General features: G+C 65.7%; 22 protein-coding genes. 8 read left to right on the top strand and 14 right to left on the bottom strand.

Features of this window, described 5'->3' with window-relative positions; translation table 11 throughout:
- The first annotated feature begins 34 nt into the window (after positions 1 to 34).
- The 7 genes from AC1DOQ_RS06760 (at position 35) to AC1DOQ_RS06730 (ending at position 7,990) form a co-directional block, all read left to right on the top strand.
- Positions 35 to 913, top strand: a complete 879-nt coding sequence (locus AC1DOQ_RS06760; protein WP_477361476.1) for a glucosamine kinase nucleotide-binding domain-containing protein — start codon at positions 35 to 37, stop codon at positions 911 to 913.
- Positions 910 to 2,013, top strand: coding sequence for an N-acetylglucosamine-6-phosphate deacetylase (nagA, locus tag AC1DOQ_RS06755; RefSeq protein ID WP_477361474.1), 1,104 nt, complete (start codon positions 910 to 912; stop codon positions 2,011 to 2,013). Before AC1DOQ_RS06760 ends, nagA begins: the two co-directional genes overlap by 4 nt.
- Positions 2,014 to 2,026: 13 nt before the next feature.
- A complete protein-coding gene (locus tag AC1DOQ_RS06750) occupies positions 2,027 to 3,037 on the top strand; it encodes an SIS domain-containing protein (RefSeq protein WP_477361526.1) in 1,011 nt (336 codons plus the stop codon).
- Positions 3,038 to 3,044: 7 nt separating this feature from the next.
- On the top strand, positions 3,045 to 4,523 hold the full coding sequence (gene nagZ, locus AC1DOQ_RS06745; protein ID WP_477361472.1) for a beta-N-acetylhexosaminidase: 1,479 nt from the start codon (positions 3,045 to 3,047) through the stop codon (positions 4,521 to 4,523).
- A 140-nt stretch (positions 4,524 to 4,663) separates the two neighbouring features.
- On the top strand, positions 4,664 to 5,971 hold the full coding sequence (locus AC1DOQ_RS06740) for a tetratricopeptide repeat protein (protein WP_477361470.1): 1,308 nt from the start codon (positions 4,664 to 4,666) through the stop codon (positions 5,969 to 5,971).
- A gap of 149 nt (positions 5,972 to 6,120) precedes the next feature.
- Positions 6,121 to 7,188 carry a flavodoxin family protein gene (locus AC1DOQ_RS06735; RefSeq protein ID WP_477361468.1) on the top strand — a complete coding sequence of 356 codons (1,068 nt, stop codon included), beginning with the start codon at positions 6,121 to 6,123 and terminating at the stop codon, positions 7,186 to 7,188.
- Positions 7,189 to 7,249: 61 nt separating this feature from the next.
- Positions 7,250 to 7,990 (top strand): GntR family transcriptional regulator, encoded by a 741-nt coding sequence (locus AC1DOQ_RS06730; RefSeq protein WP_442124600.1) that lies wholly within the window; start codon positions 7,250 to 7,252, stop codon positions 7,988 to 7,990.
- 24 nt (positions 7,991 to 8,014) lie between these two features.
- Here AC1DOQ_RS06730 and AC1DOQ_RS06725 read toward each other — a convergent pair whose 3' ends face one another.
- The 10 genes from AC1DOQ_RS06725 to rpsP form a co-directional block, all read right to left on the bottom strand.
- The gene (locus AC1DOQ_RS06725; protein WP_477361466.1) at positions 8,015 to 8,806 is read right to left on the bottom strand and encodes an SDR family oxidoreductase; all 792 of its coding nucleotides are present in this window, start codon (positions 8,804 to 8,806) and stop codon (positions 8,015 to 8,017) included.
- 164 nt (positions 8,807 to 8,970) lie between these two features.
- Positions 8,971 to 11,748 (bottom strand): M16 family metallopeptidase, encoded by a 2,778-nt coding sequence (locus AC1DOQ_RS06720; protein WP_477361464.1) that lies wholly within the window; start codon positions 11,746 to 11,748, stop codon positions 8,971 to 8,973.
- Positions 11,749 to 11,918: 170 nt separating this feature from the next.
- Positions 11,919 to 12,386, bottom strand: coding sequence for a CBS domain-containing protein (locus tag AC1DOQ_RS06715; RefSeq protein ID WP_477361462.1), 468 nt, complete (start codon positions 12,384 to 12,386; stop codon positions 11,919 to 11,921).
- A 130-nt stretch (positions 12,387 to 12,516) separates the two neighbouring features.
- On the bottom strand, positions 12,517 to 12,867 hold the full coding sequence (locus AC1DOQ_RS06710) for a DUF3579 domain-containing protein (RefSeq protein ID WP_477361460.1): 351 nt from the start codon (positions 12,865 to 12,867) through the stop codon (positions 12,517 to 12,519).
- A 107-nt stretch (positions 12,868 to 12,974) separates the two neighbouring features.
- The gene (locus AC1DOQ_RS06705; protein ID WP_477361458.1) at positions 12,975 to 13,934 is read right to left on the bottom strand and encodes a CobD/CbiB family protein; all 960 of its coding nucleotides are present in this window, start codon (positions 13,932 to 13,934) and stop codon (positions 12,975 to 12,977) included.
- Between the two features lie 168 nt (positions 13,935 to 14,102).
- Positions 14,103 to 14,768, bottom strand: a complete 666-nt coding sequence (locus AC1DOQ_RS06700) for a CoA pyrophosphatase (protein WP_477361456.1) — start codon at positions 14,766 to 14,768, stop codon at positions 14,103 to 14,105.
- Between the two features lie 62 nt (positions 14,769 to 14,830).
- Positions 14,831 to 15,211, bottom strand: a complete 381-nt coding sequence (gene rplS, locus AC1DOQ_RS06695) for a 50S ribosomal protein L19 (protein ID WP_477361454.1) — start codon at positions 15,209 to 15,211, stop codon at positions 14,831 to 14,833.
- Positions 15,212 to 15,322: 111 nt separating this feature from the next.
- On the bottom strand, positions 15,323 to 16,084 hold the full coding sequence (gene trmD, locus AC1DOQ_RS06690; RefSeq protein WP_477361452.1) for a tRNA (guanosine(37)-N1)-methyltransferase TrmD: 762 nt from the start codon (positions 16,082 to 16,084) through the stop codon (positions 15,323 to 15,325).
- Between the two features lie 26 nt (positions 16,085 to 16,110).
- Positions 16,111 to 16,656 carry a ribosome maturation factor RimM gene (gene rimM / locus AC1DOQ_RS06685; protein WP_477361450.1) on the bottom strand — a complete coding sequence of 182 codons (546 nt, stop codon included), beginning with the start codon at positions 16,654 to 16,656 and terminating at the stop codon, positions 16,111 to 16,113.
- A gap of 45 nt (positions 16,657 to 16,701) precedes the next feature.
- Positions 16,702 to 16,950: a 30S ribosomal protein S16 gene (gene rpsP, locus AC1DOQ_RS06680; protein ID WP_477361448.1), complete on the bottom strand. Its 249-nt coding sequence runs from the start codon at positions 16,948 to 16,950 to the stop codon at positions 16,702 to 16,704.
- A 273-nt stretch (positions 16,951 to 17,223) separates the two neighbouring features.
- Here rpsP and AC1DOQ_RS06675 point away from each other — a divergent pair, with 273 nt between their 5' ends.
- Positions 17,224 to 17,637, top strand: a complete 414-nt coding sequence (locus AC1DOQ_RS06675) for a TM2 domain-containing protein (protein WP_477361446.1) — start codon at positions 17,224 to 17,226, stop codon at positions 17,635 to 17,637.
- A gap of 20 nt (positions 17,638 to 17,657) precedes the next feature.
- Here AC1DOQ_RS06675 and AC1DOQ_RS06670 read toward each other — a convergent pair whose 3' ends face one another.
- The 4 genes from AC1DOQ_RS06670 to AC1DOQ_RS06655 all read right to left on the bottom strand — a co-directional run bounded on the left by AC1DOQ_RS06670 (position 17,658) and on the right by AC1DOQ_RS06655 (position 22,284).
- Complete coding sequence (locus AC1DOQ_RS06670; RefSeq protein WP_477361444.1) at positions 17,658 to 18,392, bottom strand: hypothetical protein; 735 nt, start codon at positions 18,390 to 18,392, stop codon at positions 17,658 to 17,660.
- A 214-nt stretch (positions 18,393 to 18,606) separates the two neighbouring features.
- Positions 18,607 to 20,409 carry an acyl-CoA dehydrogenase gene (locus AC1DOQ_RS06665; protein WP_477361442.1) on the bottom strand — a complete coding sequence of 601 codons (1,803 nt, stop codon included), beginning with the start codon at positions 20,407 to 20,409 and terminating at the stop codon, positions 18,607 to 18,609.
- Between the two features lie 174 nt (positions 20,410 to 20,583).
- Complete coding sequence (locus AC1DOQ_RS06660; RefSeq protein ID WP_477361440.1) at positions 20,584 to 21,516, bottom strand: electron transfer flavoprotein subunit alpha/FixB family protein; 933 nt, start codon at positions 21,514 to 21,516, stop codon at positions 20,584 to 20,586.
- An 18-nt stretch (positions 21,517 to 21,534) separates the two neighbouring features.
- A complete protein-coding gene (locus AC1DOQ_RS06655) occupies positions 21,535 to 22,284 on the bottom strand; it encodes an electron transfer flavoprotein subunit beta/FixA family protein (RefSeq protein WP_477361438.1) in 750 nt (249 codons plus the stop codon).
- Positions 22,285 to 22,308 lie beyond the last annotated feature (24 nt).

The raw sequence follows: 22,308 nt of genomic DNA, 5'->3' as shown, positions 1-22,308 counted from the left end.
TATAGTGCCCTGACCTTCCCGGCACGAACTCACCATGATCGATTATCTTCTCGGCGTCGACGGCGGCGGCACCGGCACGCGTGTACGCCTCGCGCTTGCAGACGGCAGCGGATTGGCCCAGGGCGCCGGCGGCCCCTCCGGGCTGGGCCTCGGCATCCAGCGCGCCTGGGACGCCGTCCAGCAGGCCGCCGGCGCCGCCTTCGCGGCCGCCGGCATCGAACAGCCGCCGCCCGGCCGGGTTGCCATCGGCCTCGGCCTGGCGGGCGTGCACAACAGGCAGTGGGCGGCCGAATTCGTGGCCGCCCATCCCGGCTACGCCGCCATCCGCCTCGAGACCGACGCCTTCACCACCCTGATAGGCGCCCACGGCGGCGCGCCCGGCGCCATCGTCGCGATCGGCACCGGCAGCGTCGGCGAAGTGCTGTTCGCGGACGGCACCCGGCGCGAAGTCGGCGGCTGGGGCTTCCCCGCCGGCGACGAAGCCAGCGGCGGCTGGATCGGCCTGCGCGCCATCGGCCACGTCGAGCAGGTGCTGGACGGCCGCCGCCAGCGCAGCGCCTTCGCCGACAGCATCATCGCGGCTTGCGGCGGCAATCGGGATGCGATCCAGGTCTGGCTCGGCAAGGCCACCCAGACCGCCTACGCCAGCCTGGCGCCGCTGGTGCTGCGCCATGCGGACGACCTCGTGGCGCGCGCCATCCTGCTCGACGCCGGCGCCGAAGTCGCCCGCATCGCCCGGGCCCTCGACCCCGAGGGCGGGCTGCCGCTGGCCCTGTGCGGCGGCCTCGGTGCGGCCCTGCGCGACTTCCTCCCCTCCGGCCTGCTGGCGCGCACCACGCCGCCGCAGGGCGATTCCGCGGCCGGCGCGCTGCGCATGATTCAGCTTCAACTTGCAAGGAACCACAGCCAATGAAAGGCAATATCCTCACTCCCGGCGGCTGGATCCGCGGTGAAATCCGCCTGGCCGACGGCGAACCCAATACCATCGCCGCCATCGACGGCCAGGCCGCCGATCCGGCGTCCAACGGCGACGACTACATCCTGCCCGGCTTCATCGACCTGCACGTCCACGGCGGCGCCGGCCGCGACATGATGGAAGGCGGCGACGCCCCGCACGTGATCGCCCGCCTGCACGCGAAGCACGGCACCACCAGCCTGCTGGCCACCACCATGACCGCGCCGGTGGAAGACATCGAGCGCGCCCTCGCCGCCATCGGCGGCGCCTGCAAGGAGCGCGGCAAGGACGAAGCCCGCATCCTCGGCGTCCACCTCGAAGGTCCCTACATCAATTCGGGCAAGCTGGGCGCCCAGCCGCCGTTCGCGCGCGAAGCCTCGATGATCGAAGTGAACCGCTTCAACGCCCAGGCGCCGATGCGCCTGATTACCGTGGCGCCCGAGGTCGACGACCACCTGGCGCTCGTCAGGCAGATGGCGGACGCCGGCATCCGCGTGCAGATCGGCCATACCACCGGTTCGTATGAAGACGGCGTCAAGGCGCTGGAGAACGGCGCGGCCGGCTTTACCCACCTGTTCAACGCCATGCCCGGCCTGCACCACCGCGAACCCGGCATGGCCGGCGCCGCGCTGGCGCATGCGCAGTACGCCGAGATCATCCCCGACCTGCTGCACGTGCATCCGGGCGCGATCAAGGTGGCGCTGCGCGCGATCCCGAAACTGTTCTGCGTGACCGATTCGACCGCCGCCGCCGGCATGCCGGACGGCCAGTACATGCTGGGACGGCAGGTGGTCCATAAATGCATGGGCGGCGTGCGCCTGGCCGACGGTACCCTGGCCGGCAGCACCCTGACCATGGACCAGGCGCTGCGCAACCTGGTCTCGATCGGCCTGTCGATCGAAGACGCCTCGCGCCGCGTATCCACGAATGCCGCCGACTACCTCGGCGAAACCCGCCGCGGACGCCTGGCCCCCGGCTGCTTTGCCGACCTGGTCGTCCTCGACCGTAACCTGAATATCAAAGCCGTCTGTATCGAAGGAGAATTGTGTGAGCTCTGAACCCACCTCGCTGATGCTGGAAGAAGCCAGGTCCGCCGCCGATTGCGTCGCCCTGCAACTGTCGAACGACGTCGATCGCTATGCGGAACTCGGGCGCCAGCTACGCGCCGCCAGCTTCAACAACGTGGTGACGGTGGCGCGCGGCAGTTCGGACCACGCCTCCAGCTACTTCGCCTACCTGACCATGGCGCGCCTGGGCCGCCTGGTGACCTCGCTGCCGATGTCGCTGGTGACCCTGTACAAATCGCCGCTGCAGACCCAGGGCACGCTGGCGGTGTCGATCTCGCAGTCGGGCCAGAGCCCGGACGTGGTCGAGCCGATCCGCTACTTCCGCGACGGCGGCGCCACCACGGTCGCGCTGGTCAACGACATCGAGTCGCCGCTGGCCAAGGCCGCCGAATGGGCGATGCCGCTGCACGCCGGCAAGGAGAAGAGCGTGGCCGCCACCAAGAGCTTCATCACCAGCCTCACCGCCGGCGCCCGCCTGGTGGCCGAGTGGCAGGGTGACGATGCATTGAAGGACGGCCTGCGCGCCCTGCCCGATGCCCTGCAGCGCGCCACCGGGACCGACTGGTCGAAGGCGATCGAGATCCTGGCCCCGGCCCGCAACATCATGGTGGTCGGCCGCGGCATCAGCTTCCCGGTGGCGCTGGAGTCGGCCCTGAAATTCAAGGAGACCTCGGCCCTGCAGGCGGAAGCCTTCTCCGGCGCCGAGATCAAGCACGGTCCGATGGCGCTGATCGAGGAAGGCTATCCGCTGCTGATCTTCGCGACCCGCGGCCCGGCGCAAGCCGGCCTGGTGGCGCTGGCCGAAGAGATGCGCGGACGCGGCGCGCGCGTGCTGCTGGCGGCGCCGCAGGACGTGCCCGGCCGCGACCTCGACCTGCCGGTGGCATCGACCCCGGACCTCGACCCGATCGTGGCGATCCAGGCCTTCTACGTGATGGCGGCGCACCTGGCGAAGGCGCGCGGCCTGAACCCGGACCAGCCGCGCCACCTCAGCAAAGTCACCAGGACCAATTAAGCGCATCATGAACGATTATCGCAAACTCGCCGGCCGGCTGATCATGATCCGGCTGTTCGGCACGGAACTGGATGCGGACACCGCCGCCTTCATCCGCGAGAACGCCATCCGCGGCGCCTGCCTGTTCCGCCAGAACATGACCGACGCCGTGCAGCTCACCCTTTTCAATACCGGCCTGCGTGAAGCGATGGGCGCGAACGCCCTGATCGCCCTCGACCAGGAAGGCGGCGCCGTGGTGCGCTCGCTGTGGGTGCCGCCGCCGCCGTCGGCGATGGCGCTGGGCGCGGCCGACGACACGATGCTGGCGAAGGAAGTCGGCGCCGCCGTCGCCCGCGCCGTGAAGTCCATGGGCTTCAACTGGAACTTCGCGCCGGTGCTGGACCTGAACAACAACCCGCTGAATCCGGTCATCGCCGAGCGCTCCTTCGGCGCCGATCCGGAACGCGCGGCCGAGCTGGCGATGGCCTGGATGGACGGCAGCGAATCGGAAGGCGTGGCCTGCTGCGTCAAGCACTTCCCCGGCCACGGCGACACCCACGTCGACTCGCACCGCGACCTGCCGCAAGTCGACAAGGCGCTGGCGGAGCTCGAGCGTTTCGAGTTCGCGCCCTTCCGCGCCGCCGCCCCGCACGCGCCGGCCGTCATGACCGCCCACATCGTCTACCCGGCGCTGGATCCGCACAACCCGGCCACCATGTCGCGCGCCATCCTCACGGACCTGCTGCGCGAGAAGATGGGCTACCAGGGCGTGATCATCACCGACGGCATGGACATGCACGCGATCGCGCACCGCTACAGCGCCGGCCAGGCCGCCGTGAATGCGCTGGCGGCCGGCGCCGACATGGTGATGGCGATCGGCAGCCGCGAGACCCAGCAGGAGACCCTGGACGCGATCGCCGCCGCGATCGCCGACGGCACCCTGCCCCTGGCGGAGGTGCAGGCGCGCCTCGACCGCCTGGACAAGCTGGCGCAGGCGCATCCGGCCGGCAGCGTCCCCTACACCCTGGACGCGGCGGACCGCGCCCTGATGGCGCGCGCCTGGCGCCGTGCCCTCACCGCACGCGGGACGCCATCCCGTCCGGCCGCGGGCGGCAAGATCCGCCTGGTCGCGCGCCAGGACGTGGTCAGCGACGGCGTGTCGGAAGCCGGCGTGCCGGCGGCGAACATCGCGGCCTCGCTCGGCAAGCTGTACGAGGTCGAGCTGGTGACCTTTGCCGATCCGGAAGCCTTCGACTGGAGCGCGCTGCCGCAGGACGGCCGCTTCACGGTACTGGCCTCGACCTCGCGCCGCCGCTACGGCCCGCACGCACGCGCCAGCTGGACACCCGACCTCCACCTCGCGCTGTGGAATCCCTACCAGGCGCTGGACTTCGGCGCCCCGGCCCTGATGACCTACGGCTTCGCGCCGCCGGCACTGGAAGCCGTGAATGCCTGGCTGGCCGGCGAGATCGAGGCGGAAGGCGTTTGCCCGGTTCCCGGTTTTTAATTTCCTTTATGCATTTGGCGTAACCCATTGTAACGACGCGTTCGCCGCCGGCCGGCCTGCGGCACAATTGTCCGGCCCCATGTAGCAGTTTGTGGGACAATGCACGCTTTGTCCGAGTTACCAAAAGAGAAGGATTATTCATGTCCCAATTCCGTTTTGCCCGCCTTGCCCTGATGCTGGCCGCTATCGGCCTGAACGCTGCACCGGCACTCACGCACAGCGCCTTCGCGCAAGACAAGAACGATCAGGCAGCCGCCGCACAGCCGAAGCCGGACACCGTCCGCCCGGATCTGTTCAAGCTGCTCGACTCGGCCCAGATCAAGCCGCTGATGGACGCGAAGAACTACACCGAAGTCCAGAACCGCATTGCCCAGGCCGACGCCTTCCCGGACAAGACCCCGTATGAAACCTATGTGCTGAACCGCCTCAAGCTGTCGCTGGCAACCGCCACCAACAACGACCAGGCTTCGATCGCCGCCCTGGAAGCCATCCTCGCCTCGGGCAAGCTGCCGGCAACCGACAAGCCCCAGTTCACCCAGGCCCTGGCCGGCATGTACTACAACGCCAAGAACTATCCGAAGGCGATCGAGTGGTTCAAGCGCTTCCAGGAAGAGAACCCGAATTCGGACGCCGCCACCGCGCCGCTGATCCGCTCCTACTACCTGAGCAACGACTTCGCCGGCGCGATGAAGCTGCTGCGTCCGCAGCTGGAAGCCGCCGCCAAGACCGGCAAGGCACCGTCGAACGAAGACCTGCGCCTGTACGCCTCGGCCGCCAACCGCGTCAAGGACGACAACGCCTACCTGTTCGGCCTCGAGCAACTGATCACCTACTATCCGAACGACGATTACTGGATGGACGTGATCAGCCGCGGCATCGTGCGCAAGCCGGGCTTCCAGGAAGCCAACATCACCGACGTCCTGCGCCTCGAATTCGCGGCCGTCAAGGTCATGACGCCGGAAATGTACAACGAACTGGCCGAACTGGCGCTGAAGGACGGTTTCCCGACCGAAGCCAAGAAGGTCGTGGACGCAGGCTATGCCGCCGGCGCCCTGGGCACCGGCAGCGCCGCCAACCAGCACCGCCAGCTGCGCGACCGCGCCACCAAGGAAGCCGCCAACGATGCCAAGAACATCGCCTCGGGCGAAGCCTCGGCCGCCAAGTCGAAGACCGGCGCCGGCCTGGTCAACCTGGGCTGGGCTTACGTGACCATGGACCAGTTCGACAAGGGCATCGGCTTCATCGAGCAGGGTATCGCCAAGGGCGGCCTGAAGTCGCCTGACGAAGCCAAGCTGCGCCTGGGCATGGCCCAGATGCGCGCCGGCCAGAAGGACAAGGCGATTGCAACCTTCCAGTCCGTGAAAGCGGGCGGCGGCCTGTCCGACACCGCCAAGTACTTCATCGTGCTGGCGAACCACCCGAACCCGGGCGGCAGCAGCAACAAGTAATACGGCGCTGCGGCGCGCATGCGCGCAATGCCGGAAGGCGGTGCGGTCCCCGGGGCCGCACCGCCTTTTTCGTTCCAGCGTTAGCTGGCGTACCGGCCCGGCCATGACCGCGGTCCATAATCCGGTGGACACCATCCCGGGGACCGTTCATGATCACCGTACGCAAGGGCCAGGCGCCCGCCAAGCTCGACCGCGACGAATTCCGCCTGCGCTTTTCGCGCAACTTCTTCGATCCCCTCTACGAAAACGTCGGGCACGAACTGGCGGCCGTCGAGGAAATCGCCTGGCAGGCCTATACCGGTTCGCACAAGGCGCCGGTGACGGTGAAGGCGGGACCGGGCTTTGCCGACCCGGACTACGATCTCTCGGTCGAGTGGAAGGACGCCCACGACCGCCTGCTGGCCGCCGAGGCGAAGCAGAAGGATCCGAACACGCTCAGCCGCATCCTGCTGATCAATGGCGCGGCGCGCAACGACGGCAGCTGCCCCGGCGAGATCTCCAAGACCTGGCGCCTGACCAAGATGTGCGAGGAAGTCCTGCTGGCCGAAGGCTTCGAGACCGACCTGCTCGACCTGTCCCGCATCATTTCCGATTTCGACCGCCACATCCATCCCTGTAAAGCCTGCGTGTCGACCGCGATGCCGCTGTGCCACTGGCCCTGCAGCTGCTACCCGAACCACTCGCTGCACCAGAACAACGACTGGATGAACGAGATCTACGAGAAGTGGGTGTCGGCCCACGGCATCATCATCCTGACCCCGGTCTACTGGTACCAGTCGCCCTCGGTGCTGAAGCTGATGATCGACCGCCTGGTCTGCGCCGACGGCGGCAATCCCGACCCCAGCTCGACCCACGGCAAGGAAGCCGAAGAAGCCAAGGAACTCGAAAAGACCTGGGACTATCCGAAGCACCTGGCCGGCCGCGCCTACGGCGTGGTGGTGCATGGCGACGTCGCCGGCATCGAGGGCACGCGCCGCTCCCTGTCCGACTGGCTGGACTGGATGGGGCTGGTCTCGGCCAGCCCCACCGCCCTGCTCGACCGCTTCGTCGGCTATTACGAATCGTATGCCGGGAGCCACGAGACCCTCGACCGCGACACCGCCTTCCAGGAAGAGGTAGGCAACGTCGCGCGCGCGGTGGGTGCGGCGGTGCGCGACATCCGCTCGGGCAAGCGGATGGAGCCCGATCGCGGCTTGCGGAATCCGCGCCCGAAATAGCCTTCTCGGCAAGCGGTCTTTTTTTGGTATTATCGGCGGATTCACACAGACCTTTCGCCGCATGTCCTCTCTCGCGCAGTTGATGCACCACCTCTCCGCCACCAGCAACCTGCCGCTCTACCAGCAGTTGCAGCGCGCCCTGCGCGAAGCGATCGACCGCGGCCTCTACGGCCCGGCCGAGGCCTTGCCGGCGGAGCGCCAGCTGGCCTCCGAGCTGGACATCTCGCGCATCACGGTGCGCAAGGCCATCGACGGCCTGGTCGAGGAAGGTTTATTGGTGCGCCGCCCGGGGTCGGGCAATTTCATCAATACCCGCATCGAGAAGAATTTCGCCAAGCTGACCTCCTTCTCCGAAGACATGCGCTCGCGCGGACGCACGCCGCGCAGCGTCTGGCTCAAGCGTTCGGAAGGGACGGTCACGCCGGAAGAGGCGCTGCGCCTGCGGCTCTCGCCGGGCGCCGCGGTGTACCGCTTCAACCGCATCCGCTACGCCGACGACATGCCGATGTGCCTGGAATACGCGACCATCGCCGCCTCCGCCCTGCCCTCGCTGGATGCGGTCGATACCTCGATGTACGAGGCGCTGGAAGCGGCCGGCAAGCGCCCGGTGCGGGCGCTGCAGAGACTGTCGGCGCTGCTGCTGAATGCCGAGCAGGCCAAGCTGCTGCAGTCGAAGGAAGGCGATGCCGGACTGTGCGTGGAGCGGCTGGGCTTTTTGCCGGATGGGCAGGCGGTGGAGTTTTGCCGGTCGTATTTCCGCGGCGATATGTACGATTTCGTCGCCGAACTCAGCGCGACATAATCACCCCACGTTCACCGTTGCACATTACATGGCGGTCAAACCGCCATCGATGGCCAATTGGTGGCCGGTAACGAACGACGCCTGCTCCGAACACAGCCACAAGGCCGCGCTGGCGATTTCCGCCGGCTCGGCGATGCGCCCCATCGGGTGGGCCGCCTTCAGCTTCTTGTCGCGGCCCGGCTCGCGCTCGAGCATGCGGGCCAGCATCGGGGTCTTCACGGCGCCCGGGCACAGGCTGTTTACGCGGATGCCGGACTTGGCATATTCCACGGCCGCGGTCTTGGTCAGGCCGACCACGGCATGCTTCGAGGCCGCGTAGATGGCGCGGTTCGGCGCCGCCACCAGGCCGCCGGCGTCGGCCACGTTGCAGATCACGCCGCCGCCTTCCTGGTTCAGCATCTGGCGCAGCTGGCTCTTCATGCACAGCCAGACGCCCTTGACGTTGACGTTCATGATGCGCTCGAACTGCTCGTCGTCGCCCTCGGCCAGCGGCAGGGATTCCTCCTCGATGCCGGCGCCGTTGACGGCGACGTCGATGCGGCCGTAGTGCGAGACCGCCTTTTCGATCAGCGCTTCGACCTCCTGCGCGACCGTTACATTCGTTTTAACAAATAAAGCCTTACCGCCCGCTTCGACGATCAAGGCGGCGGTCATGTGGCCGCCGTCGATGGAGGTGTCCGCGACGACCACGCAGGCGCCAGCGCGCCCGAATGCGAGCGCCATCGCGCGTCCCAGGCCACTGGAGGCCCCGGTCACCAGCACCACCTTGCCGGCGTAAGAGATCCCGCTCGGCGGTGGTTTGGTCATGCCCTTCATGATGCATCCTTCACAATATCTTGGCGCAATGTTTGCTGCCTACCAGAAACACTGCCAGCAGGCAACATCATAGCGCCCGCACCGGGCATTGACCAAGTATCTCAACCGTTTCTTTAAATTTCGAAGGGCTGAGTGTTGCATTCATGCGCCCCCTTGGGCGCGGACTACTTCGCCGGCTTCGCCTTGGCCTGGTCGCCGGCCATGACGACCGACAATTTCGCCGGATCGATAGCCTTGCGGAAGGCCGCGTTCAGCTGTGGCAAGGTGACGGCCATCATGCGTTTTTCGAAATCGGCCGACCATTCATAGGTCTTGCCGCGGTACAGGTAGGACGTCCAGCCGGCCGCCAAGGTGGCGTCGTCGGCACGGTTCTGGACCCTCTGTTGCATGAGACCGGATTTGGCCCCGGCGAGTTCCGCGGCAGTGAAGCCATCCTTGAGTGCGCGCGCCAGTTCCTCGCGCACGGCGACGTCGACCTTGGCCAGGTTCTGCGGCGCGGCGATGGCGCTGATGCCGAACATGCCGGCGCGGTCCCACTCGCCCGCCGACAGCTGGGTGCCGCCGCCATAGGACAGGCCTTCCTTCTGGCGGATACGGTCCAGCAGGCGCGATTTCAGCCCGCCGCCGCCGCCGAAGATGTAATCGGCCAGCATCAGCGCCGGGTAGTCGGGATCGTCGACGTTCAGGTCGAGGTTCATACGCGCGGCGTAGAACCCGTTCTCCTTGTCGGGCGTGTTCAACGTCTCATGTATGGGCTTGATGTCCCCATTCTTGCGCAGCACGGGCGCCACATGCATGGGCGCCTTCCACTGCCCGAACAGCTGATCGACCAGGGGCACGATGGCCTTGGCGTCGAAGTCGCCGACGATGGCCAGCTCGGCCGGATTGCTGCCGTAGTAGTCGCGGTGGAAGGCCTTCAGCTGGTCCAGGGTCGCATCCTTGATGTCGGCGATGTCCTCGTCGAGCGTGGTTTCGTGGCGGACGTCGCCCTTCGGATAGATGTCGAAATGCTCGTTCAGGGCGCGCGAGGCCATGTTCGGCGGCTCGGCGCGGCTGGCCTCCAGGGCCACCAGCGACTGCTGGCGCAGCTGCTCGAACTCGGCCGCCGGGAAGCTCGGCTCCTTCAGCACGTGGGCCACCAGCTTCAGGGCTTCCGGCAGGTTCTCGCGGGTGGTCTGGAAATGGGTCAGGCCGCCGGCCACCTTCAGCTTTTCAAAAGCGTCGGCCAGCTGCACGCGGTCGTATTTCGTCGTGCCGCGGGTCAGCATCGCCGCCGTCAGGCCCGGCACCGCCCCCTTGCCGAACAGGTTCTGCTCGTCGCCGAAGTGCTGGCGCAGGTCGACCGTGACGGTCTGGCCGCGGTTCTTCTTCGGCAGCAGGGCCAGCCTGACGCCGCCCGCGTTGGTGAGCGTGGTGCGCTTCATGATGTTGGCCTGGCTCGGCTCGAAGTCCTCGGCGCTCAGGGTCGAGGCTTGCGGCTTGAAATCCTTCAGCAGGCTTTCCACGCCCGGCGCCGGCGGGATCACGGCGCGCTGCGCTTGGTCGTCCGGCAGGAAGGTGCCGGTGATGCGGTTGTCGCGCTTGAAATAGCGGGCAGAGACTTCAGCAACCTGCTGGGCGGTGATCTTCTCGATCTTGTCGCGGCCGACGAAGAACAGGCGCCAGTCGCCCAGGGCGATCGTATCGGACAAGGCGACGCCGACCTGCTGCGGATCGTTCAGGCTGCGCTCGATGCTGTTCAGGTAGGACAGCCTGGTGCGCTGCATCTCCTCGGGGGTGGGCGGATGCTTGCCGAAGTCCTCGACCGCTTCCGTGAGCGCAGCGCGCACGGGCTCGATCGGCTCGCCCTTCTTGACGACGGCGCCGAAGTACTGCAGGCCCGGCGCATAGCCGGTCTGGGCGAAGGAAAACACCTGGCTGGCCTTGCCGGTCTCGACCAGCAGCTTGTGCAGGCGGCCGGTCGGCACGTCGCCGAGGATGGTCGAAGAGAAGCTCAGCACGTCGCTGTCGTCGTGCAGGCCGGACGGCACGTGGTAGGCCACCGCGACGATCTGGACGTCGCCCTGGCGCCGCACGGTGAAGCTGCGGTCGCCGTCCTGGGTCGGCTCGACGGTCCAGAATTCCGGCAAGCTGCGCTTGGGCTTCGGAATCGCGCCGAACAGCTTGCTGATCGAACGCAGGGTCTGGTTCGGGTCGAACTTGCCGGCCACCAGCAGCACGGCGTTATCCGGCTGGTAATAGGTGCGGTAGAAATTCTGCAGGTTCGAGATCCTGACGTTTTCGATGTCGCTCTTGTTGCCGATGGTTGCGCGGCCATAGGCATGCCAGTCGTAGGCGACGCTCTGCATGCGCTTCATCAGCACCGAGCCGGGCGAGTTCTCGCCGTTCTCGTATTCGTTGCGCACGACCGTCATCTCGGAGTCGAGGTCCTTCCTGGCGATGAAGGAATGGGTCATGCGGTCGGCTTCCATCTCCAGCGCCCACTGGAGGTTTTCGAGCGAGGCCTGGAAGACCTCATAGTAATTGGTGCGGTCCAGCGAGGTGGTGCCGTTGAACTGCATGCCGCGGTTCGAGAACTGCTGGACGATGTCGCGGTGCCCGGCCGCGCCCTTGAACATCAGGTGTTCCAGCAGGTGGGCCATGCCGGTTTCGCCGTAGTTCTCGTGGCGCGAGCCGACCAGGTAGGTGACGTTGACGGTGACGGTCGGGCGCGAGGCGTCCGGGAACAGCAGCACCTTCAGGCCGTTCGGCAACCGGTATTCGGTGATGCCCTCGACCGAGGGGCCCTGCACCACACCTTTCGGCAAGGCCGCGTTCGGCCGGGCCGCGCTCGGCTGCGCACCGGGCGCCAGCTGGGACCAGGCCGGCGCGGCGGCCACGAAGGCCATGCCGCCGACGATCACGTATGCGGCCACGCCGCGCTGCAGGAAGCTCGAGCTCATGTCACCCCGTCTGTCAGTATCTGTCTATCATGTCTGCCGCACAAGGTTTGCGCGACAGCACAGCATGGTAACAGAGGCCGACTTAGGGCTGGCTTACCGCTTGTCAACGTCGAGTTCGCTGTCGGTTAGTTGCATATTACCAGGAACCGAGCAGTGCCCTGGGCCGGCTTTTACTGCCGGGCCCGCCTTTCGTGCTGCTGCTGGTAGGGGCTGATGCGCGACAGCTCTTCCATCTCCTCGGCCAGGAAGGTCAGGAGATCGTCGGCGCTGACGATGCCGGCCAGGGCGCCGCTGTCGGACACGACCGGCACGCGCCGGATGCCGCGCAGGCGCATGCGTTCGATGGTGGCGTAGATGTCGTCGTTCTCACCGGCGGTGAGCAGGTCGTCGGTCATGATGTCGCCCACTTGCAGGCCGAGGGGATCGAGGCCGAGGGCGATGACGGAAACCACGATGTCGCGGTCGGTGACGATACCGATGGGAATACGCTCGCCATCCGGCTCGTCGACCACGATCAGGTCGCCGACATGGTGCTTGCGCATGAGGAAGGCCGCACCCTGCACGCTCTCGTCGCGGGAGCAGCAGACGGTGTCCGTAGTGCTGAGCTTGCCGACTTCCATGGCATCCTCCGTCTTCAAGCGCTCATTCTAGCACCGGAATCCAGGGGATAGCGCGCCGAGCGCCTGAGAAAGCCCTCAGGGCAAGGAGCATGGGCGAAGACAGTACCCTAGTACGGCGAGCCCATGCGGCGCCGCCATGGGGGGTTTTTCAGGCGCCCGGCTTCTTTTCGCCAGGTGGCGGGACGTAGCAGGCGTCCACCATCTGCAAGTCATTGTCCTTGGCAAAGTTCACCACGAAGTGATAAGCCAGGGGCTCGACATTCTTGAGGGCGTTATTGACCACCACGGACTTGACGCCGTTGACGACGGTCGGGTGGACGTAGGGAGAGAACTTCAAGTGGGCATTCGGTCCGCCGCTGCCCGCCGGCCGGAAGCACGACATGACACCGCACAGACGCTCTGCCCAGTCACTCGGGCGGAACTGCCTGCCCTTACTCGTTACGCCGAGAATGAAGAATTCGTCGGCGTGTTCTTTCCCGGTTTGCGGTAAATCGGCCATAGTGCGGCTTACTGAAACATGAAGCGTGGATGAGAACAACCCGGGTATTATATCTTATAGAAGACCTGCGGACGAGACTTTACGGCCTCGTCCTCTTCCGGGAGTGTTCAACCAAGCAATACCGCGCCGGAAAGCAGGAGCAGGAGCAGCATCCATAATAACAGCGCACGCCAGACCAGGCCGACGGTACTTTGTAGCGCGCGCACGTTCGGCTCCTCGCCCGGCAGCACGTCGGCCTCGCTGTCGGAGAGGTCGACGGTGGCGGCGTCCGCCGGCGGCACCCGGGGCGCGGTCTCGTTCGGCGAACCGAGGCGCACGCCCATGGCACCGCCGCCGGCCGCCAGGATGATGCCCTTCGATTCGTCGGCCCAGCGGCCGGCAAAGTTGCGCCAGGCGTAGATCGCGTCCTCGAAATTGCCGACCACGGCGAAGGCGATCGCCGTCAGCCGCACCGGAATCCAGTCGATCCAGTAGAAAGCGCGGGCCGCGAACTGGCCGAAGGCCTCGTTGCGCATGTGGTCGGGCTCGTTCCACGCGCGCGCCAGGTATTCGGACACGCGGTACATCACGGCGCAGGCCGGGCCCAGCGGCATCAGGAACCAGAAGAACACGCCGAACACGTTGCGATGGGTGGTGATCAGCGATTTCTCGACGGCCAGGCGGGCGATCTCGGTGCTGTCCATGCCGACCGTGTCGACCTTGGTCCATTCGGCCAGCAGGGTCCGTGCGGTAGGCTCGTCGCCGGCGTTCAGGGCGAACTGGATCGAGGTGAAGTAATGGCTGTAATGCCGGAAACCGAGGGTCAGGTAGACGATCAGCACGTTCCAGGCAAAGGCCGCGAACACGAAGCCGTAGTACATCAGTACCCAGTAGATGGCGGCGGTCGGCACCATCAGGATGCCCATCATCAGGAACCAGCCCAGCCGGCCATGGCTCACCTGGCCCGCATTGAACCAGGCTTCGATGCGCATGGCGAAGCGCTTGATCTCGGCGTAGATCTGGTTATCCGCGCGCAGCGGCTTCAACTGCTCGATCAGCAGCGCGCACAGAATGGAGAAAAAGGTCATTCACGTTCCTTTGAATTGTTGCCAGACTTCATTGCCCGCTACGATAGCGCAGTGGGAGCAATCAATCAAATCGGTGTTCGACCGGTCTCATTCCGGGCGGACGTTTGTCGTTCCCGGCATTGCCGGAAACGACGCCCGCGCAGGCGGGGGGCCAAGTTCATGAATTTCTCAAGCCCGCAGCAAATTGAACAGGTTGCGCAGCATGCCAGCCGTCGCGCCCCAGATGAAGAAGCGTTCATAGGGCATGGCGTAGAAGCTGCGCCTGCCCGCCCCTTCCGGCAGCTCGAAGGACATGCGCTGGTGGTTCATGCCGTCCATCAGGAAGGATAGCGGCACTTCGAAGATCTCGGCGACCTCGTTCGATTCGGCGACCAGCTCGAAGGGCGGCGCAACCAGGCCGATCACCGGCGTCACCAGGTAGCTGGAGGCAGTGATGTGGTCGGGCAGCACGCCGATGATCTCGACGTGGCGGCGCGCCAGACCGATCTCTTCCTCGGTTTCGCGCAGGGCGGTTTCGATGGACGAGGAATCCAGCTCTTCGGCGCTGCCGCCGGGAAAGCTGATCTGGCCGCCATGGTTGTTCAGGTGGGCGGTGCGCTGGGTCAGCAGGACCGTCAGGCCCTCGGGACGCTGGACGATGGGCACCAGCACGGCGGCGCGGCGCAGCTTGGGAAAGCGCTCGCGCAAGTCGTTCGGCAGCTCGGGCATCCACGCCGGCGGATGGGCCAGGCGCTGGCGCAGCCAGTCGGCGCGCAGGCGCTCGGGCGGCAGCGCGGCTTCACCGGCGATCGAATCGACGGGCAGGCGCTGGGGATCGAGATGCAGTTTTGCCAAAAGGCTTCTCCGGAAAAGAAAAAGGCATCCCTGCGGATGCCTTTTTCAAGCTACTAACGCTATTACTCAGCGGCAGCGGCGGTCTTGCGGGTCGGCAGTTTCTCTTTGATACGTGCCGATTTGCCCGAACGCTCACGCAGGTAGTACAGCTTCGCACGGCGCACATCACCACGACGCTTCACTTCGATCGAAGCGATCAGCGGCGAGTACAGCTGGAAGGTACGCTCGACGCCTTCGCCCGACGAGATCTTACGAACGATGAAGTTCGAGTTCAGGCCACGGTTACGACGCGAGATGACCACGCCTTCGTATGCCTGGGCGCGCTTGCGGTTGCCTTCGACGACGTTGACGCTGACGACAACGGTGTCGCCCGGTGCGAAATCAGGGATATTGCGGCCGAGGCGCGCAATTTCTTCTTGCTCGAGTTGCTGGATCAGATCCATTTTTAACACTCCAATGACCATCGTGCCGGCGCTGTACTAGGTTGCCCGGTAGAGGATGGGATTAAAACATGCGGGTTGTTACCCCCGCCGTTGCACCAACATGATGCAATTCTATTCGGCAGCCTTGTCCAGCCCTGCCAGGAACTTCTCGTCGGCCTTACTCAACTGACCGGCGCTGCGCGCCTTGTCCAGCAGATCGGGCCGTTTCTTCGCGGTCGCTTCCAGCATGCGCTGGCGGCGCCACTTCATGATCTCTGCGTGGTTGCCGCCCATCAGCACGGGCGGCACGGCCACGCCTTCATACACTTCCGGACGCGTGTAATGCGGCGAATCCAGCAGGCCGTTGACGAAGCTGTCTTCGACCGCCGAGGCATCGTCGCCCAGCACGCCCGGGATGTGGCGCACCACGGCATCCATCAGCGCCATCGCCGGCAATTCTCCGCCGGACAGCACGAAGTCGCCCAGCGAAATCTCTTCGTCGACGCAACGGTCCAGCAGGCGCTGGTCGACCGCTTCGTAGCGGCCGCACAGCACGACCAGGCCGGGCTCGTCCTTCAGCGCCATCACGCGCTCGTGCGTCAGCGGCTTGCCCTGCGGCGACATGAACACCACGCGCGGCGCCGGCAGGCCGAGGTCGACCTGGCGCTGCTTTGCCGCGGCGATCGTCGCTTCGAGGGGCTTGGCCAGCATCACCATGCCGGGGCCGCCGCCATAGGGGCGATCGTCCACGGTGCGGTGGCGGTCCTGCGTGAAATCGCGCGGATTCCAGATCGACAGGTTCCACAAGCCCTGCTCGTGTGCGCGTCGGGTCACACCCGACTGCGTCAGCGCGGCAAACATCTCGGGAAACAAGCTCACGACGTCAAACTGCATCGGGATCTCGCTTCAGAAGGATGGGGTCAATAATCCAGGCCCCAGTCCAGGGTAATCAGTCTTGCCTTCAGGTCGACGGTCTTGACGTACTGGTCCACGAAAGGCACCAGGCGCTCTTCAGGCTTGGCGTCGGGCATATCCGGATTCACGTCCGGCACGATGCGCAGGATGGACTGCGGACCGTTGCTCATCATGTCGGCAACCTTCCCGAGGGCTTCGCCCTGCAGGTTCACGGCATCCAGGCCGATCAGGTCCGACCAGTAGTATTCGTCTTCCGGCAGTTCCGGAAAATCCGCCCGCGACACCTGTACCGTGGCACCCTTCAGGGCCTCGGCGAGACTGCGGTCGGTGACATCGACCAAGGTGGCGGTCACGTCGCCACTATGGTACTTCGCGCTGCGCACCTGCACGGGACGCAGCGCCGGCTTGTCGAGCCACCAGGTTTTCACGTTCAGCAGCGCATCGGCATCCGCCGAGTACGGCGCGATGCGGATGCCACCCCGGATCCCGTAGGCGCCGGTGATGTGCCCGACCTGAACCAGGTCGTCAGGGATTGCTACTGAATCGGTCAAACCAGTAAAACTTTCGCAGAGCTAGTAATTAGTCCGGGGGACTAATTACGCAGCGACTTTCTGGCCAGCGACCAGGCGAGCAACGGTCGGCGACAGTTGTGCGCCAACGCCTTGCCAGTAAGCCAGACGGTCAGCGGTGATGTTCAGGCCAACTTCCTTGCCCGAAGCCATCGGGTTGTAGTAGCCGATGCGCTCGATGAAACGGCCATCGCGACGGTTGCGCGAGTCGGTTGCAACGATGTTGTAGAACGGGCGCTTCTTGGCACCACCACGAGCTAAACGAATAACGACCATAATATTTCCAAAAAATTGTGCTGGACGGAGAAAGCCGACGATTATAGCGCGCCGCGCCGTGCCTCAGCAAGCGTTTGTCAAAAAATCAAAAACCCGGCGCGCAGACCGGCCGAATCCAGCATTATCGCCTATTTTTCCCAACAACGCTACATCGACGGCAGCGCAGCGCAGGGCAGGCGCCACCCAAAACCACGAAAAATGCTGCTTCCCCGGCCGTTTTGGACGATACTTCAATCTTTCCTTTTCACAACAACAAGCCGAGTCCCGCAGTCGATGTCGAACCACAAGAACAAGACCCTCGCCACCGCCCTCGCCTTCCTCTTCGGCGGCCTCGGCATCCACCGTTTTTATCTCCGCGGCAGCGTCGACCGGCTCGGCCTGCTGCACGTCTGCAGCCTGCCAATCGCCGGCCTCATCTACGGCGTGGGCCAGGCGCCGAATGCCTTCTGGGTGCTGCTGCCCATCTTCATTTCCTGCATCGTCGGCTTCATCGAAGCACTGGCGATCGGCCTCACGCCCGACGAGAAATGGGACGCGAAGTTCAACGCCTCGTCCGGCCGGGAATCGCGCTCGAACTGGATGCTCGCGGTGCTGCTGGTGCTGACCATGCTGGTCGGCGCCACCGGGGTCATCGCGGTACTGTCGCGCCTGTTCGACCTGCTCTACACGGGCGGCGCCTACGGCTAAGAGCGCCGCCCGGCGCTGGCCTACAGGGCAGTCGCAGCCCAGTTCCAGCGCGGCACTTCCACAGGCGGCGTACCGACGACGATCACGATCTCCTTGTGGGGTTCGAGCGTGATCGCGGCGGGATCCGTCGTCACGCGTGCGACCTTTTCATTCTGGATCACGTAGAAGGTCGGCGCACCCGCCAGCCCGGCGACCTGGGTGGCGCTCAGCAGCTGCCCCCATAGAGAGAAGAACTGCTTCAGCGTGAAGACCCTGGGTACCGGGGTCTCGATGTGGATCACGCCCGTCATGTCGTGGGTATGCAGGTCGTAGTGGCAGCTGGTGATCCCGATGTTGGCCGGCACCTGCAGGCGCGCCCCGTCCTGGTAGATCGAGAGCATCGAATGGATGTGGTAAGCCTCGCTGGTGGCGCAGCCGACACCGTCGATGATCCTGGTCCCGGTGCTGGGCCAGGCCGGCCAATGGGCCTGGCTGAGGCGCTCGGCGGCGTTGATGTCGGTGTAGTCCGCCGCGAGCTTGATGTCGGGCGGCGGCGCCGGATCGGTGGGCGGCGGCGGCGTGGTCGGCGGCGTGGTCGGCGGAGGCGGTGGCGGGGGCGGCGGATTGGTGGGCGGGTCGGGGACGGCCGGCGGGGTCGGCGGCAAGGGGTCGGTGACCGGCGTCGACGAACCGCCGCCGCCGCAGGCGGTCAGGGCGGACAGCATCGCGGCGGCGATGGACAGCCGGAAACTCGTACTGGATTGAAAGGAAACCATGGGAGCTCCTGTCGGTGGATGAGCAGTTCCGATTCTGGACAGGTGGGCCCGCCGACTTTTAGGATTTCTCAAATGCGCCGGTGTCTGGCCCAGCGCTCGGGAAGCGCACCACAGCTTGTCGATCGGCGCCGGCGCAGGCGACAAATCGAAAAATAAAAAAGCGGCGCAAGCGCCGCTTTCGAAGCCGATGGCGCCGGGCGGCGCCGATCAGCGCTCAGAACTGCTCGACATCCAGCGCCAGCACGCCGGCGCTGCCCTCGACGATCGCATGGCGCAGGCCGCCCGCCTGCGACAGCACGTGGTCGGCAAAGAAGCGGGAAGTGCCGATCTTGGCGCGGTAGAAGGCGGCATCGCCCTCGCCGGCGTCGAGCTTTTGCTGCGCCACCAGGGCCGCGCGCGCCATCTGCCAGCCGCCCAGCACGATGCCGGCCAGCTTCAGGTAGAGCACGCTGCCGGCGAACACGGCGCGCGGCTCGAGCTTGGTGTTGGCGACCACGAAGTCGACCACCTGCTCGAGTGCGGCGCTGCCGGCCGCCAGCTGCGAACGGATCGCAGCGAAATCGACAGAATGGGCGGCGCCCTGCTGCTCGGCCAGTTGGGCTTCGGTGGCGCGGACCTGGGCGATGATGGATTTCGCCACCGCGCCGCCGTCGCGCGCCGTCTTGCGGCCCACCAGGTCGTTGGCCTGGATCGCGGTCGTGCCTTCGTAGATGGTCAGGATCTTGGCGTCGCGGTAGTGCTGGGCCGCGCCGGTCTCTTCGATGAAGCCCATGCCGCCGTGCACCTGCACGCCGTCGCGGGCGACGTTCTCGGACATCTCGGTCGACCAGCCCTTGATGACCGGGACCAGGTATTCGTAGATCGCCAGGTTGGCCTTGCGCACCGACTCGTCCGGGTGGCTGTGCGCCAGGTCGCTGTAGGCCGCGCCCACATAGGCCAGCGCGCGCGCCGCCTCGGTCTGCGAACGCATCGACATCAGCATGCGGCGCACGTCCGGGTGGTTGATGATGGCGACCGGGCCGCTCGAGCCTTCGACGGCGCGCGACTGCACGCGCTCTTTCGCGAAAGCGACCGCCTGCTGGTAGGCGTGCTCGGCCAGGCCAACGCCCTGCATGCCGACGCCGAAGCGGGCCGCGTTCATCATGATGAACATGTATTCGAGACCGCGGTTTTCCTCGCCCACCAGGGTGCCGATGGCGCCGCCGTGGTCGCCGAACTGCAGCACGGCCGTCGGGCTGGCCTTGATGCCCAGCTTGTGTTCGATCGAGACGCAGTGGGCGTCGTTGCGCTCGCCCAGGGAACCATCTTCATTGACCAGGAACTTCGGCACGATGAACAGCGAGATCCCCTTCACGCCCGGAGGCGCGTCCGGCGTGCGCGCCAGGACCAAGTGGATGATGTTCTCGGCCATGTCGTGCTCGCCGTAGGTGATGAAGATCTTGGTGCCGAAGATCTTGTAGGTGCCGTCGCCCTGGGGCACGGCGCGGGTGCGCACGGCGGCCAGGTCGGAACCGGCCTGCGGCTCGGTCAGGTTCATGGTGCCGGTCCACTTACCGCTGATGAGCGGCTCGATGAAGCGGGCTTTCTGCTCTTCGCTGCCGGCGGTCAGCAGGGCTTCGATGGCACCGTCGGTCAGCAGCGCGACCAGGGCGAATGCCAGGTTGGCGCCGTGCAGCATCTCCACGCAGGGCGTGGCGACCAGCTTCGGCAGGCCCTGGCCGCCGAATTCGGCCGGGTGCTGCACACCCTGCCAGCCGGCTTCGGCGAAGCCGCGGAAGGCTTCCTTGAAACCCTTCGAGGTCGTGACCTGGCCGTCGTGCCAGAAGCTGGGTTCCTTGTCGCCGGAATGGTTCAGCGGAGCGACCACGCCACCGCAGAATTTCGCGCTCTCTTCCAGCACCGCTTCGACGGTGTCCGGGGTCGCGTCTTCGCAGCCGGGCAGCTGGTTGATCTCGGCCAGGTTGGCCAGTTCGTTCACCACGAACAGCATGTCTTTCAGGGGGGCGTTGTAGCTCACCGTGGTCTCCTAGTTCTTTCGTTTACGTAAACGTCAATCGTCGACCGCAAAAAAAGCGGGAACCCATGTCGAGTTAGAGAAGCGACAGCGTTTGCAACTCCGGTTTGCTCAGTATGGGTTCCCGCTTTCGCGGGAAGTCGTTTCCGGCAATGCCGGGAACGACGGCTTTAAAGCTTAGCCCAGTTCCTTGACCAGCGCCGGCACGACCTCGAACAGGTCGCCGACGATGCCGTAGTCCGCCACCGAGAAGATCGGCGCTTCCGGATCCTTGTTGATGGCGACGATGGTCTTCGAGTCCTTCATGCCGGCCAGGTGCTGGATGGCGCCCGAGATGCCMACYGCGATGTACAGCTGCGGTGCGACGATCTTGCCGGTCTGGCCGACCTGCCAGTCGTTCGGCACGTAGCCGGCGTCCACGGCCGCGCGCGAGGCGCCCATGGCGGCGCCCAGCTTGTCGGCCAGCGGTTCCAGGATCTTGAAGTTCTCGCCCGAACCCATGCCGCGGCCGCCCGAGACGACGATCTTGGCGCCGGTCAGTTCCGGACGGTCCGACTTGGCCAGCTCGCGGCCGACGAAGGACGATTTGCCGGAATCGGCAACCGCAGTCACGGATTCCACGGCGGCCGCGCCACYGTCAAGCGCTGCGGCATCGAAGCCGGTGCCGCGCACGGTGATCACTTTGACCTTGTCGCYGGACTGCACGATGGCGATGGCGTTACCGGCGTAGATCGGACGCTCGAAGGTATCCGGGGCGTCGACCTTGGTGATTTCCGAGATCTGGGCCACGTCCAGCCTGGCGGCCACGCGCGGCAGGATGTTCTTGCCGTAGGCCGAGGCCGGGGCCAGGATGTGCGAGTAGCTGCCTGCGACTGCCAGGATCTGCTCGGCGACGTTCTCGGCCAGGCCATCGGCGAAATGCGGTGCATCGGCGACCAGCACTTTCGCCACGCCCGCGATCTTCGCGGCTTGTTCGGCGACGGCGCCGCAGCCGGAGCCGGCGACCAGGATGTGGACGTCGCTACCGCACTGCGAAGCGGCGGTCACGGTGTTCAGGGTGACGGCCTTCAGCGAGGCATTGTCGTGTTCAGCAATAACGAGTGCGACCATGATCTTCCCTTATATTCTTTAGATAACTTTGGCTTCGGTACGCAGCTTGGCCACCAGGGTCGCCACGTCCGGCACGGTGATGCCGGCCGAGCGCTTGGCCGGTTCCGACACTTTCAGGGTCTTCAGGCGCGGGGTCACGTCCACACCCAGGTCTTCCGGCTTGATGGTCTCGAGCGGCTTCTTCTTCGCCTTCATGATGTTCGGCAGCGTCACATAGCGCGGCTCGTTCAGGCGCAGGTCGGTGGTGACGATGGCCGGCAGGCTCAGGGCCACGGTTTCCAGGCCGCCGTCGACTTCGCGGGTCACGGTCACCTTGCCGTCTTCCAGCACGACTTTCGAAGCGAAGGTCGCCTGCGGCCAGCCCAGCAGCGCAGCCAGCATCTGGCCGGTCTGGTTCGAATCGTCGTCGATCGCCTGCTTGCCCAGGATGATCAGCTGCGGCTGTTCCTTGTCGGCCAGSGCCTTCAGCACTTTCGCCACGCCCAGCGGCTCGATCTCGGCACCGGTCTCGACCAGGATGCCGCGGTCGGCGCCGATCGCCATGCCGGTGCGCAGGGTTTCCTGGGCCTGGGTCACGCCGCAGGTCACSGCCACGATCTCGGTGACCTTGCCGGCTTCCTTCAGGCGGGTCGCTTCTTCCAGGGCGATCTCGTCGAACGGGTTCATCGACATTTTGACGTTGGCGATATCGACACCGCTGCCGTCGGACTTGACGCGGACCTTGACGTTGTAGTCGACCACGCGTTTGACGGGTACCAGGACTTTCATGCTCATCTCCATTTCAAACTGTTT

It is taken from the genome of Massilia sp. 01N417 (assembly GCF_056399645.1).
The sequence above is the reverse complement of the archived record's forward strand: the minus strand, read 5'-3'. Positions and strand labels throughout refer to the sequence as shown.